Consider the following 14,681-nt stretch of genomic DNA (forward strand, 5'->3'; position numbering starts at 1 on the left):
TTTCTAGTTTAAGAATTCTAATGATAAGTTATGTCAACTTCTTTAAGTGTTGGTTTGTTTGCCATCAAGCTTTTAAAAAAAGTTTTTTTGATTGTATGGTTGTTTTTAATCATAGCTAAATTTGAAATCGAATTATGTTCTTGTGTGGGATTTATATAAAGGAACCAATAAATATGATGCGCGTGGAGGTTTAAATGTATCAGATCTATGTTTGTAATACGCTAGAAGCTATACGTAGTAAAAAAAGTGAGTGGATTAAATTTGAAAATGAAGCAAAGCATAGAAATATAACGTCTTCTTTTGTTTGGATTGAAAATTTTATCGATGTTTTTTACAAGAGAGAGGATAATCAATTTGGTTATGATAAGAAAATAATGGTTATTTTCTTATATAAAAATTCAAAATTAGTAGCAATAGCACCATTTATGAAAGTAACACGTAAAAAGTATGGTGTTAAATTAAGTTTGATAGAATTTATAGGACAACAGTGGGCTGGAACTTTTATTGATATTATAGGTAGAGATATAAAAGAACAAGATTTAGAGCAAATTTTTAATTATTTATATGAAAATGAAAAATTTGATTTGCTACAATTGAGCTATATACCACAATCTACAAAGAATTTTAATTTAAATAGTGAAAATATATCTGTTTTATCAGGTTGCCCGTATTTATCTATTAACAAATATGATAATTTTGAAGAATATCGAGATAAAGTTTATTCGAAGAAATTAAAGCAAAATATTAGAACAGCTTTTAATAAGATGGGCAAGCAACAGTTAGAGTATAATTCTGTTATAAAAAAGCTAAGTGAGGAAGATTTTAATGATATTATTAGAATCTCAAAGACAAAGTTAGAAGATGAAAAGGGTTGTATTTATCTGGATAAGGATAAACGAGATTTTGTAAAAACTATTAGTAACTGTCTGAATAGCGAAGTTGTATTTTGTAGTATAAATGAGAAAAATGTAGCTTATAGATTAAACTTTTTCTTTAATAATATAAAATTCTGCTTTGACGCATCTTATGATCGAGAATTTAGAGGATTAGAATTGGGTACTATTTCAGTAGAACAAAGTATTAGGGACAGTTTTAATAAAGGAATTAAATTACATTCTGAAGGTACTGGTACTGATTTTTATAAGTTGAAATTTATGAAAGATATTGAAGAAATATATACTTATACCCAAAAAGGAAATACGTTGTTTAGTTTTATTTATTATAAAAGACATTTAATAAGACAAAAAAGTAAAATGAATTAAATATGGTATACGAAGTATGAAAGAACCCTAATAAGGAAAAGAGTGAAAGTAATAGGTGATGGAATTATTTAGTAAGATCAAAAATAAGGGTGTACGAGGTACATTTAGAAGCATAAAAGAAAAAATTCTTACCATCTCTCATGGTTATCAATTAGATTTAACCAAGTATAATTCTACTAGTGGTAAGGAAGTTTATCCATATCGACTATTGCGTATGAATATAGCACATCTTACTAGTGTCAAAAATCTATATAGCGATGAATTAAGTGATAATAAATATAAAATTTTGGAAGAACGCATTCGCCATAGTCAGGTGCATTTACCGTATGTTGTGGAAGATGAAGAGGGAAATATATGTGGTTATTTTCATATTGCCCATGGTGAAACAAGAGATGGAACTATAAATAGTAATATTAAAGTTAATGAAGGCTCAATTTATTTATTTGATGACTATACTTTTATCGACAAACGAGGTAAGGGAGTTCATAAATTTTCAGTCTTATCTCGGTTAGAGTTGGCAAAGGAACTAAAGTGTTCAATTGCTATAGTAAATATATTAAGTAATAACATGTACTCGAAGCGGACGTATATATCAATAGGATTTAATAAATGTATTTCTTACTATTATATCCATTTTTCTAAGTTTAGAAAAACTATTTCGAAAAATTCACATGTAGCTAACGTATAGATAATTCGGCATTGTAATTTTAATAGGTTGTACAATTAAAAAGTATATTTTAAAAAATTAAATAATAAGGACTCGATTTAATCAGGCAATAGATATGAATGGTTTTTTATAATTAAACAGATAACTGGGGATTAGTGAATAAATATGAATATGGACAATAAAAAGGTAGCATCCAATGGATTAATCTATGTGGTTTTTGCAATTTTAACCCAAGTAATAAATATGCTACTTATTCCTTTATATACCAAAAACTTAGCCCAAGCAGAATATGGGAAATATGAATTGTTAAATACAATCCAACAACTATTGTCATTAGCAATTACACTTGAAGTATACTCTGGGATGAAAAGATTTTTTAATGATGTTAAAAATAAGTATCACTTAAAAAATACGGCTTTAAATTTTTCGCTTCTATGGGGAGGCATTTTTTTTATAATTGTATACTTTGTAAGCCCATTTATTTCAAAATATGTCTTTAATGGAGATCCTCAGGTAGCTTTATATCTAAGGATGATGGTGATTAGTTCCGTTTTAACATGCTTAATTTCTATATACTCTAGTTTTTATGCAATGGAATTTAAAGCTTTTAAATCAGCAATTATACAGTTAGTTATTCTAGTATTAACTTTGTTATTTGCTTCTTATTTTGTTGGAGTAATAAGAGAAGGGATTATTGGTATATTAAAAGCTGTTTTACTTTCGAATTTAATAGTGTTTATTGTTTTGTTTATTTTAAATTTAAAACATTACAGGCCTAAAATCCAGAAGCATTATTTAAAAAAAATGCTTCATTATGGAGGAGGGATGCTACTCGGACAAGTATCAGCATGGATATTAAATTTAGTTGACCGTTTTTTTATAAAAGGTATGGTTGGCTATTCAGCAGTGGCGATGTATTCAATAGCTTATAAAATAGGAATGTTAATAAATCCTGTTTTTATTACACCATTTGCACAAATTTTTACATCTTTTAAGTTCAAAGTTTATAAGGAAACTAACGGTAAAGAAAAAATACAAAAAATGTTTCATTGGTATAATATTATAGGGTGTTTTTGTATCTTCGGATTAGCCATTTTCGGTAAGATAGCTATAAGTATTTTAGCTACTGATGAATATCTAAGTGCCTATAAGATTATCCCACTAATCACGATTTCATATTTTGTGTGGGGAGTGGGGCAGTTTTATTCTTTAGGGTTACATATTGCTAATAAAATGCTATTAAATTCAGTTATCGTTGTAATTACCGCCATTATAAATATAGTATTAAATATTTTGCTCGTCCCTAAATTAGGTATTAATGGTGCTGCACTTGCAACAATTATTGCCTATTTAATAGCAAACATTCTTTATTATTATTTTAGTGAAAAATATTATAGTTTAGGTCTAGGGCTATGGTACCCATATAGATATTTTATTATATTTCTTTTGCTATATGGAGTTTATATAACTTTAATATCTCCTATAGGAAATTTATATGCCGAATTTTGTTTAGACATACTATTATGTTTAGTATATGTAGTGTTATTAATTTTATTTAGATTCATTACTGTAAAAGAAATAAAAAGATTATTTGCCTCAATTGCCAATAGAAGGAAAAAGTGAGTTCACTAAAAAATATCCATAACTAAAATTCTAGAATTAAATGTATGTAAATGTAGGTATTAAAAAATGGTACTAACAAGTATTGCGGTTTTGGGAGTAGAATCAAACCTTTATTGAGGAGAAAATGTTATGAATATCAGTATATGTAAGTGGTTTAATGATGCAGATTCCCCAGTTTTATTTATGATAGATGATCTAGCAAATGTATGGGTAGATACTACTAATAATGGAAAACTGGAATTAGGGGAAGATTGGGGTTATTGGAAGAATGAAGATAATTCTTCTTTTCGATTTTTAAATGAAGACATACTCTCTTTTTTTCCAAACGTGAAGGTTACCTTTTTTGTTCCTGTGGGTATTAGAGTAGGAATGATTGAAAACCCTAAAATACCTTCTGTTTCAAATTTTATAAATTGCGATGAAGAGACTAAAAAATTTTTTAGAGAAATTCATCAAAATCCTAAGTTTGAGCTTACATATCATGGGACGACCCATGGTAAAGTGGGAATAACCAATAATGACTTTAAACAAGAATGGGAATTATTTGAAAGTGTGGAAGAAGCAGTTGCAACAATTGAATATGGTAACGAGATTTTTAAGGATACCACAGGAGAGTATGCTAAGGGTGGAAAGTATTGTGGATATGCAAGTAATCAATATTCAGATGACAGTATAGACAAAGCAGGTTTTTCTTGGTGGTGCAGGTTTTGGAACAAGGGGCTTGAGGAAGAATCAAACTGTGCCATAGGTGGAAAAGACTTTAATCGGTTAACAAATTATGATATTAAATACTTTGGAAAAAATAAAGTAGTAGACATTCCTTCGACTGTAAATGGGGCATTAATGAATGATTTGTTAAAGAAAGAGATTAAATCGTTTAAAGATCTAATAAAAAAAGTTCTTAAAGGAAGTCTAATAAAAAAAAGAATGAAAACAGTAGATTACTTATTAGATAATAAATTGGTAATCAGTATTCAAGAACATATGGCTCCCTCTCGAGATGACGGTAGAAGACAAGCGCCAAATATCATTGATGATAAATATAGCCTGTTGCATCTGTTTAATTATTTGAAAACCAAGAATGTATGGTATTGTACGGGTAGTGAATTGGCTGATTATGTTTACCTTCGAGATCATATAGAGATTCAAGTAAATGAGAAAAAGAATAGCTTTATTATAAATTGTCCCTTTAAAAGAGACATTAAAATGAATAATTTAACATTAAGAATAAATAGTATTAACTTGGAAGCTATATTATTGCCTAATGGCGAAAAAATTGAAGTTAGAAATAATAAAGTGAATATCCCTATTATTCAGGGGGAATATAGTTTGTCTTTTTCAACTAAAAGAATTGGTGATTATTAAAATGAGTAAAATTTTATTTATTATGTTTGTGTTTTTAGCCTATATATTCATGTTGTTTATGTTTAAAAATAGAGTTTCAAATAGGATTGGAATTGTGTTGATATTAATAACTATTTCTGTGAATTTAGATTATAAATTTTTTATCAATAGCATAGAATATGTATATATACATTTATTTTCTAGTGTTATGTTAATGATAGTATTAGCATTAATTGGTTACTCCATGTTATTAAGAACCAAAAGAGGTTATTTACCAGGAGCTAATAATAGAAATAGAAGCTACTTCTATACAATGGGGTTTGTGTATACATTCATTATTGCGTTAATAATCCTACAATATAATACTTTAGAAATATATGATATAGACTTATTTGTACATCATTTGCTGATTTTTTTAACAACTCTATTTTTACTTGTATGGTTTTACTTAACTTCTAAAAATAGTAATAACAAGCAAGGTAATGAAATTATTTTCAAATCAATATTAGTATTTTCGATTGTGAATTCATTGCTTTCAGTAATGCAATATATGTTTAATAAAAGCTTTTTACTTTCTAATCCAAATGCAAGTATAGATTACACAGAAGGTGTAAAAGTTGTTAAAAGGGTATGGGGAGTTGTTGGTGCAAGTAATGGTGCTGGTAATTTAGGCACAATTCTATTTGCGGTACTATTATACTATCTTTATAAGAATAGAAATTTAATTACCTTAACGGCTTTTATATTAAATTTTATTTTTATATTGTTAACTTTGACGAGAATTGCATATTTAGCTGTTGGTGTAGAGTTTTTAATATTTATCTTTTTCACATATTTTAAGGATTTAAATTATAAAAAATTATTTACTAGGATTATGCTTATAATTTCATGTATGATTTTCTTCTGTATATTTATATATGTATTATACGATAGCGTATATGAAATATTAATATTAGATAGGGGAGCAACGCAATCAAACAGATTTGTTCAATTTGATAAGGTTATAGAAATTGCTATGGCTCATCTTTCTTTAGGTGTTGGTGCAGGACAGTATATTTATAATGCGTATATGTATTATGGTTTTCAAGATATAGTTGTACATTCACAATTCCTAAATGTTCTTGTAGAACAAGGAATATTTAGCCTTATTGCATATTTATTTGTCTATATTTATATGTTTATAATTCTTATTAAAAAATTTAAAGAGGATGTTTGGTTTCCTATAATTTTATTTACAGGGAATTTTATTACTTCAAACTTTAACCCTAACCAATATTATAATGTGTGTATATTTATATTTATGTTCCTTACATTTGGGTTGATTTTTTATGAAAATAACTTTAATAGTAAAAAGAAAGTAGGTATATAAATGTTAAATGATACAAAAGGAGTTATGATACAATGAAAATTTTATTTATTGCGACGCAACTCCCTCCTTTTATTGGTTCGGGGAATGTACGAGCATTGAATTATATAAACTATTTGAGTCGTTTAGGAAATGAAATAGATGTAATTGCTGTAGATTATCCGAAAGATTCTATTGCCTATGATGAAAATTTAGAAGAGGTATTTGACGAAGAAGTACGCGTTCATAGAGTAAATCCTGGCTTACTTTATAACGTTTCTTATACAAAGAAACCACTCCATAATTTTGGGGGCTCTATTAATAATAAAACGACTTCTAGTTTAAAAAAGAAAATCGCTGGTTTTGTAAAAAGAAATATTCTAATTCCAGATCCTTTTTTACAATGGATTACTCCAGCTTATAGAAAAGCAGTAGACTTGCTAGAAGAAAAAAGAGGATATGATTGTATATTTTCTATGCATGAAACACCTTCTAGTCATGTTGTTGCATATAAACTAAAAAAAGATTATCCCGATTTGCCATGGGTGGGGTATTGGAGCGATCCTTGGAACGGAGATAGCCTAAGAAAAGAAAGGTCTAGCTTTAAAACGTTTATAGAGGAAAAGATTGAGAGAAATATTATTGGGAAAGTAGATAAATTACTTTTCACTACTAATAGTACAAAGGAGATGTATATTAGTAAGTATAATTTAAAGCCGGAGATTACCGATGTTGTATACCGTGGTTATGATGAAAACTTATATCGCGATATAGAGGAAAAAGAAGAAAAGCCGATAGAATTGCAAGAGCATAAGATTAATATTGTTCATACCGGGACTATATATAAATCGTTACGTGATATTACCCCATTATGTGATGCGTTAGATAAATTGAAAATTGAAAATAAGAATTTGTTTGATAAATTACACTTTATTTTTATTGGTCAATTTGATAGGCAACAAGATGAGTTGAAATTAAAAGAATTTGACAATGTAACAATAAAACCATTAATTCCTTATAAGGAAGCGTTAAAGTATGTAGTATATGCTGATGTATTATTATTATATGGAAATAAAAATAGTACTCAAGTTCCTGGTAAAGTATATGAATATCTAGGGAGTAAAGCTCCTATCTGGACAATACTAGGGGATGAAAGTGATGAATTAAGTCATCTTGTACACCAAGTTGATAAAGGGCCTACAGTTTTGAACAAAGAAGATAGTATTTTAAATGCAATTAAATCTCTATATGCTACTGCAGTAGGAGAAGTTTCAAATGAGAATTGGAATAAACCAGCAGTTGATTATAAATGGATTAATGTTGGTAAAGATTTAGGAAAGAAGCTATCTATTAAAAGATAGTTATAGGCAACATGTTTTATGTTGTTGAAGGTATTTTCGAAATAGAGGTGGGAGTAAAATGAAGATTCTGCATATCTCATTAGGTTTACCCCCATTTCGTACAGGTGGGTTAACAAAATATTCGGTAGACTTGATGCTTGAACAATTAATTGAGCATGATGTATTTCTTCTATATCCTGGAAAGTTTACGGCTTCAAGCAAACTAGCTATTAAAAAGAATAAATCATATAGAAACATAGGGGTTTACGAGATTGTAAACCCTTTACCTATTTCCTTGTTAAATGGTATTAATCAACCACAACTATTTATGAAAAAAGTGGATAAGAAAATTTATGAAGAGTATTTAAAGCAAATAAGTCCAGATGTAATTCATGTTCATACTTTGATGGGAATACATAAAGAGTTTTTTGAAGTAGCAAAGGACCTATCTATAAAGCTAGTATTCACTACGCATGATTATTTTGGTCTTTGTCCCAAGGTTAATTTTATGGATACGGAAGGAAATATTTGCGAAGATTTCAATTCTGGTCGTAATTGTCTATCGTGTAATATTAATGCTCTTAGTTCTCCGATGATTTATGTTATGCAATCATATCCATATAGATATTTAAAGGATAGTAGTATTGTGAAATCACTAAGGAAATTTAAAAAAAAGCAAGTTAAAAAGAGTGTAGAAGTATCTAGTATACCGGAAAAGGTAACAAAATTAGATAATAATCTAGCTATTCAATATGTAGAATTACGCAAGTATTATTTAGAAGTGTTTGCATTAATAGACTATTTCCATTTTAATAGTTCTGTTGCAAAAGAGCAGTTCGAAAGCTTTTTAGATGTAAAAGGAAAAGTGATTTCCATTAGTCATAAAGATATTTATGATCACCGTCAAGAGCGTTTATATAGAACGGAGAAGAGCTCGATTTTAAGATTTGGCTATCTGGGCCCTGTAGACGTATATAAAGGTTTTTATGCTTTAAAAGATACATTGGATTGCTTGAAGGAAAATGGATATGAAAATTGGCATTTAAATGTATATGGTGATTTTTTAAATGATCCAGAAACCTATAATCCAAAGAATTATACTTTTCATGGGCGATATGAGTACAGTCAATTAAAAGAAATGTTTAATGGAATTGATTTGTTAATTGTTCCGAGCATTTGGAAAGAAACATTTGGATTTATTGGCCTAGAAGCCCAATCTTATGGTGTTCCTATCATGGTTTCTGAACATGTCGGATTTAAGGATTTAATAGAAGATGGAGAAACTGGGTTTATTTATAAGGCGGATGGAAATGACTTTGCGAATAAATTGTCTTTAATATTGGACAATCCTTCGGTATTAGAGAAAATAAATGAAAATATATTAAAAGTGAAATTCCCTTACATTATGGAACAACATACGAATGAAATAATAAGCCTATATCAAGAGGTAAGAGCAGGAGTAGAAGAATAAATGAAGCATGTATTTATTATCGGATCGAAAGGAATTCCAGCAAAGTATGGTGGATTCGAAACATTTGTAGAATACTTAACAGCTCGAAAACAAAGTGAAGAGATTCAATATCACGTATCTTGTCTAGCTAATAATAATGATGAGTTCAAGCATAATGATGCAAGATGTTTTAATGTGAAAACACCTGAAATCGGTAGTGCTAAAGCAGTAGCGTACGATATTTTAAGTTTAAAAGAGTGCATCCGTTATATTAAAAGAAATAGCCTTACAAATTGCATTGTTTACGTGCTTGCTTGTCGTATTGGTCCATTCTTTTCTTTTTATAAAAATAAGCTAGAAAAAATGGGTGTAAAAGTATTTGTAAATCCAGATGGTCATGAGTGGAAGAGAAGTAAATGGAGTCCTGCTATCAGAACATATTGGAAAGTATCTGAGAAGCTAATGGTCAAACATGCAGATTTATTAGTATGTGATTCTAAAGGTATCGAGTCTTATATTAAAACTGATTATAAAAAATATGAACCAAAGACAACGTTTATTGCTTATGGTGCGGATGTTGCATTATCATCCTTAAAAGACGATGATATGAAGTTAAATGAATGGTATAGGAAACACAATGTAAATGCTAATGAATATTACTTAGTGGTTGGTCGTTTTGTTCCAGAGAACAATTATGAACTAATGGTTCGTGAATTTATGAAATCAGATTCTAAGAAAGATTTTGTAATTATTTCAAACGTTGAACAAAATCAATTTTATCAAGATTTATTAGCAAAGACGAATTTTGATAAGGATCCTCGTGTTAAGTTTGTTGGAACTGTATATGATCAAGAACTATTGAAGAAAGTTCGTGAAAATGCATTTGCATATTTCCATGGGCATGAAGTAGGTGGAACGAATCCATCATTATTAGAAGCGTTGGCTTCTACAAAATTAAATATGCTTTTAGATGTAGTGTTTAATAGAGAGGTTGGGGAAGAAGGAGCTGTTTACTTCTCTAAAGAAAGTGGCTCTTTAGCTAACTTAATTCATGATGTTGAGCGATATTCACAAGAGAAAATTGATGAATTGGGTAGTAAGGCGAAAGATAGAATTATCCATGAATACTCATGGGAGAAAATTGTAAGTGACTATGAATCTTTATTTTTAAAGTCATAACAGAAATTAGAAGGGGATGAATCTAGGCAGATTTATTCCCTATTTCTATGATATAAAAAGGAGTGCGAGTAATTTATGAAAGGTATTATTCTAGCTGGAGGTAGTGGAACGAGATTATATCCACTGACACAAGCTGTATCAAAGCAATTGTTACCCGTGTACGATAAGCCAATGATTTATTATCCATTATCAGTATTAATGCTTGCTGGTATTCAAGAAATTTTAATTATATCTACACCACAGGATACGCCTCGTTTTAAAGAGCTATTGGGAGATGGTTCACAGTTTGGAATAAAGCTTGAATATGCTGTACAACCTTCTCCAGATGGCTTAGCTCAGGCATTTATTATTGGAGAAGAGTTTATTGGCGATGACTCTGTAGCTCTTGTTCTTGGTGATAATTTATTCTATGGACATGGTTTAACAAAATTATTACAAAACGCTGTAGAACGTCAAGAAGGGGCAACTGTTTTTGGATATTATGTAAATGATCCAGAACGTTTTGGGGTAGTGGAATTTGATGAAGATGGAAAGGCTATTTCTATTGAAGAGAAACCTCAAGAGCCAAAATCACATTATGCTGTAACAGGTTTATATTTCTATGATAATCGTGTTATAGAGATTGCAAAGAATATTAAACCATCATCTCGTGGTGAATTGGAAATTACTGATATAAATAAAGTCTATTTACAATTACAAGAGTTGCATGTTGAAATTCTTGGACGTGGCTTCTCTTGGTTGGACTCTGGTACGCACGAGTCATTATTAGAAGCATCTCAATTTATTGAAACAATTGAAAAACGTCAAAGTTTAAAAGTAGCTTGTTTAGAGGAGATAGCGTTTAGAAAAGGATATATTACCCGTGAGCAACTACTTTCATTAGCGGAGCCAATGAAAAAAAATCAATACGGTCAATACTTAATTCGATTGGCAGAACAAAGTAGACAAAAGCAACCAATTTATCAATAAAGGAGTAAGTATAATGAAGATTGTTGAAACTAAGATTCCTGATGTAGTTATTTTAGAACCTAAAGTATTTGGTGATCATCGTGGATATTTTATGGAAAGTTATAATAAAGATATTTTTGATAAACTTGGTTTGGAGTATGAATTCATTCAGGATAATCAATCTCTATCAGTACCAGCTGGAACATTACGTGGATTACATTTCCAGTTAAATCCTAAAGCACAGACAAAGATAGTACGCTGTATTACAGGTGCTATTTATGATGTAGCTGTTGATATTCGTAAAGGTTCACCTACATATGGTCAATGGGTTGGTGTTATTTTAAGTGAACATAATAAGCGTCAATTAGTCGTGCCAAAAGGATTTGCACATGGATTTTGTACGTTAGTACCAAATTCAACAGTGGCGTACAAAGTAGATGAATACTATTCTCCTAACCATGATGCAGGTATTCTATGGAATGATCCAGCATTAGGAATAGATTGGCCGGTAAGTGAACCAATTCTTTCAGAAAAAGATACTAAGCATCCACTATTAGAAGAAGCAGATATTAATTTTGTATACGAGAAATAAGGAGGAATAACATGAAAGTATTAGTAACAGGTGGCGCAGGGTTTATTGGAAGTAACTTTGTTCGATATATGGTGAAGAAGTATCCAGAATATAATATTGTAAATTTAGATGCGCTAACATATGCAGGGAATTTAGAGAATCTAAAAGATGTTGAAGAATTATCTAATTATAAGTTTGTCAAAGGTGATATAGCAGATCGTCAGTTTATTAATCAATTATTTAAAGAAGAAAAGTTTGATTATGTATTAAATTTTGCAGCAGAGTCGCATGTTGATAGAAGTATTACAAATCCCGATATCTTTATTCAAACGAATATTCAAGGTACACAAGTATTACTGGATGCTGCTAAAAATGCAGAAGTAAAAAAATACTTACAAGTTTCAACAGATGAGGTATACGGAACTTTAGGTGAAACGGGTTACTTTACGGAAGAAACACCTTTGGCATCAAATAGTCCGTATAGTTCAAGTAAAGCTGGTGCAGACCTATTAGTTCGTGCCTATCATGAAACGTTTGGATTGCCTGTAAATATTACGCGTTGTTCAAATAATTACGGACCTTTCCATTTCCCAGAGAAGTTGATTCCTCTAATGATTATTAATGCGTTGAATGATAAGCAATTACCTGTATACGGAGATGGTTTAAATGTACGTGATTGGCTACATGTGGAAGACCATTGTCAGGCAATTGATTTAGTACTTCATAAAGGTAAAAATGGTGAAGTATACAATGTTGGCGGAAACAATGAACGTACAAATATTGAAATTGTAAAAACAATCTTAAAAGCATTGGATAAACCAGAATCTCTAATTAAGTATGTTACAGATCGCCCAGGTCATGATCGTCGTTACGCAATTGATGCGACAAAACTTCGTGAAGAATTAGGTTGGTCACCAAAGTATAACTTTGATACAGGTATTGAACAAACTATTAAATGGTATTTAGAAAATCAAGATTGGTGGGAAAATATCATTTCTGGAGAATACCAAGAATACTTCAAGAATCAATATGCGAATAGATTAGAGGTATAAAACATGAAAGTATTAGTAACAGGGGCTAAAGGTCAGTTAGGACAAGATGTGTTATGTTTACTAGAAAATCAACCATGGGAAGTTTTTGGATTTGGTAGAGAAGAGCTAGATATTACAAATGAAGAACAAGTACGTGAAAAAGTACTATCTATAAAACCTGATATTATTATTCATACGGCAGCATATACACAAGTGGATCAAGCTGAAAGTGATGAAGAAACTGCTTTTAAAGTCAATGCTGAAGGAACGAAGTACTTAGCGCAAGCTGCTGAAGCAGTGGGAGCAAAGTTTTGTTATGTAAGTACCGACTACGTTTTTGATGGAACGAAAAATGAACCATATAAAGCAGATGATCAAACTAATCCTCAGACTGTATATGGTAAATCGAAATTAGTTGGAGAACAGTATACACAAGAGTATTGTTCAAAAAATTATATTGTTAGAACCTCTTGGGTATTTGGTTTATATGGTAATAATTTTGTGAAGACGATGTTACGCTTAGCAGAAGATAGAAAAGAATTAGGGATTGTTCATGATCAAGTGGGTTCACCAACTTATACAGCGGATTTAGCTAGATTTATTATTAATCTTGTAAAGACTGATAAGTATGGCATATATCATGGTTCTAACTCAGGAGTTTGTTCTTGGTATGAGTTTGCAAAAGAGATATTCAAGCAATCTAATATTGAAATAGTGGTCAATCCACTAACGACAGAAGACTTTCCAAGGCCTGCTGCACGCCCTAAATACTCAGTGCTGGACAAAGGGATGATTGAAGAAAATGGATTTGAATCGTTCCAAGATTGGAAGGAAGCTTTAAAAGATTTTCTCAAGAAGCTATAAGATAGTGGAAGCATCAGTGGTTTACAAATGATTTGTAAATCTGTATAGTTTTATGTGGAATAATAGTAAGTATAAGATTACTGAATTTGTTATTTGAAAGAAGGAAAAACGATGAAGAAAAAGATTCTATTTTGGATCCTAGGTATCATTGGCGTTCTTGTTATTGCTGGTGGTGTATATGCATATACTGTTTACTCTAATGTATCTAATACGTTAAATACAGTTCATAAGCCTTTGGATCGTGATAAGTCTGACAAACGAGATAAGAAAGTAGATATTTCGGATAATAAACCTATATCTATTTTACTGATGGGTGTGGATCAAGAAGATAATGGAACAGGTAGATCGGATTCACTTATGTTATTTACCTTAAATCCAAAAACAAAATCCATGAAAATTACGAGTATCCCACGAGATTCTTATACGGAGATTGTAGGGAAAGGCAAAAAGGATAAAATCAACCATGCTTATGCTTTCGGTGGCATTGATATGACTGTAAAAACAGTAGAGAATTTTCTGAATGTACCAGTTGATCATTATATTGAAGTAAACATGGCTGGATTCAAAGATATTGTAGATGCCGTTGGCGGTGTTGATGTAAATAATGATTTGGAATTTACATCAAGGGAATCGCATTTTGCTAAAGGGAATATTCATTTAAATGGTGAAACGGCATTAAAGTATACTCGTATGCGTTACGAAGATCCACGCGGTGACTTCGGTCGCCAAATGCGTCAACGTCAAGTCATCCAAGCTGTAATTAAAAAGGGTGCGAGTGTTTCTTCTCTAGCGAGCTATGGTGACGTATTAAAAGCAATTGAGAAAAACGTTAAAACAAGTTTAACACAAGATCAAATGTTTGATATTCAAAAGAACTATAAAGATTGTATGGAGAACAGTGAAGAAATTCAAATCCCAGGTGACGGCCACAAAGCCGCTGACGGTATTTGGTACTACTATGTTCCAGATGCAGCAAAACAAGATATAACGAATAAGTTAAGAGCACATCTTGAATTGACTAAGTAATATGTAATAACCCAACTCCTTTGGAAGGAGT

General features: G+C 30.5%; 13 protein-coding genes. All 13 read left to right on the top strand.

Annotated elements, in window-relative coordinates; translation table 11 throughout:
* The first annotated feature begins 194 nt into the window (after positions 1–194).
* The 13 genes from MKX66_RS20985 (at position 195) to tagU (ending at position 14,650) form a co-directional block, all read left to right on the top strand.
* Entirely contained in the window at positions 195–1,262 is a 1,068-nt protein-coding gene (locus tag MKX66_RS20985) for a GNAT family N-acetyltransferase (RefSeq protein ID WP_341087033.1), read from the top strand.
* Between the two features lie 58 nt (positions 1,263–1,320).
* Entirely contained in the window at positions 1,321–1,950 is a 630-nt protein-coding gene (locus MKX66_RS20990) for a hypothetical protein (protein ID WP_341087035.1), read from the top strand.
* Positions 1,951–2,100: 150 nt separating this feature from the next.
* A complete protein-coding gene (locus MKX66_RS20995; RefSeq protein WP_341087038.1) occupies positions 2,101–3,552 on the top strand; it encodes a lipopolysaccharide biosynthesis protein in 1,452 nt (483 codons plus the stop codon).
* A gap of 129 nt (positions 3,553–3,681) precedes the next feature.
* Positions 3,682–4,917, top strand: a complete 1,236-nt coding sequence (locus MKX66_RS21000) for a hypothetical protein (RefSeq protein WP_341087041.1) — start codon at positions 3,682–3,684, stop codon at positions 4,915–4,917.
* Between the two features lies 1 nt (position 4,918).
* Positions 4,919–6,265 (top strand): O-antigen ligase family protein, encoded by a 1,347-nt coding sequence (locus tag MKX66_RS21005; protein ID WP_341087043.1) that lies wholly within the window; start codon positions 4,919–4,921, stop codon positions 6,263–6,265.
* A gap of 32 nt (positions 6,266–6,297) precedes the next feature.
* A complete protein-coding gene (locus MKX66_RS21010; protein ID WP_341087044.1) occupies positions 6,298–7,602 on the top strand; it encodes a glycosyltransferase in 1,305 nt (434 codons plus the stop codon).
* A gap of 58 nt (positions 7,603–7,660) precedes the next feature.
* On the top strand, positions 7,661–9,052 hold the full coding sequence (locus tag MKX66_RS21015) for a glycosyltransferase (RefSeq protein ID WP_341087045.1): 1,392 nt from the start codon (positions 7,661–7,663) through the stop codon (positions 9,050–9,052).
* Positions 9,053–10,210: a beta 1-4 rhamnosyltransferase Cps2T gene (cps2T, locus tag MKX66_RS21020; RefSeq protein ID WP_341087047.1), complete on the top strand. Its 1,158-nt coding sequence runs from the start codon at positions 9,053–9,055 to the stop codon at positions 10,208–10,210.
* A gap of 75 nt (positions 10,211–10,285) precedes the next feature.
* Positions 10,286–11,179: a glucose-1-phosphate thymidylyltransferase RfbA gene (rfbA, locus tag MKX66_RS21025; protein WP_341087048.1), complete on the top strand. Its 894-nt coding sequence runs from the start codon at positions 10,286–10,288 to the stop codon at positions 11,177–11,179.
* A gap of 13 nt (positions 11,180–11,192) precedes the next feature.
* Entirely contained in the window at positions 11,193–11,750 is a 558-nt protein-coding gene (gene rfbC / locus MKX66_RS21030) for a dTDP-4-dehydrorhamnose 3,5-epimerase (protein ID WP_341087051.1), read from the top strand.
* An 11-nt stretch (positions 11,751–11,761) separates the two neighbouring features.
* Complete coding sequence (gene rfbB, locus MKX66_RS21035) at positions 11,762–12,781, top strand: dTDP-glucose 4,6-dehydratase (RefSeq protein WP_341087054.1); 1,020 nt, start codon at positions 11,762–11,764, stop codon at positions 12,779–12,781.
* Between the two features lie 3 nt (positions 12,782–12,784).
* Complete coding sequence (gene rfbD / locus MKX66_RS21040; RefSeq protein WP_341087055.1) at positions 12,785–13,624, top strand: dTDP-4-dehydrorhamnose reductase; 840 nt, start codon at positions 12,785–12,787, stop codon at positions 13,622–13,624.
* Between the two features lie 111 nt (positions 13,625–13,735).
* Positions 13,736–14,650, top strand: coding sequence for a polyisoprenyl-teichoic acid--peptidoglycan teichoic acid transferase TagU (tagU, locus tag MKX66_RS21045; RefSeq protein ID WP_341087057.1), 915 nt, complete (start codon positions 13,736–13,738; stop codon positions 14,648–14,650).
* The last annotated feature ends 31 nt before the right edge of the window (positions 14,651–14,681 follow it).

Origin of the sequence: Bacillus sp. FSL R9-9530 (genome assembly GCF_038008145.1) — a bacterium.
GTDB classification, from domain to species: Bacteria; Bacillota; Bacilli; order Bacillales; family Bacillaceae_G; genus Bacillus_A; species Bacillus_A mycoides.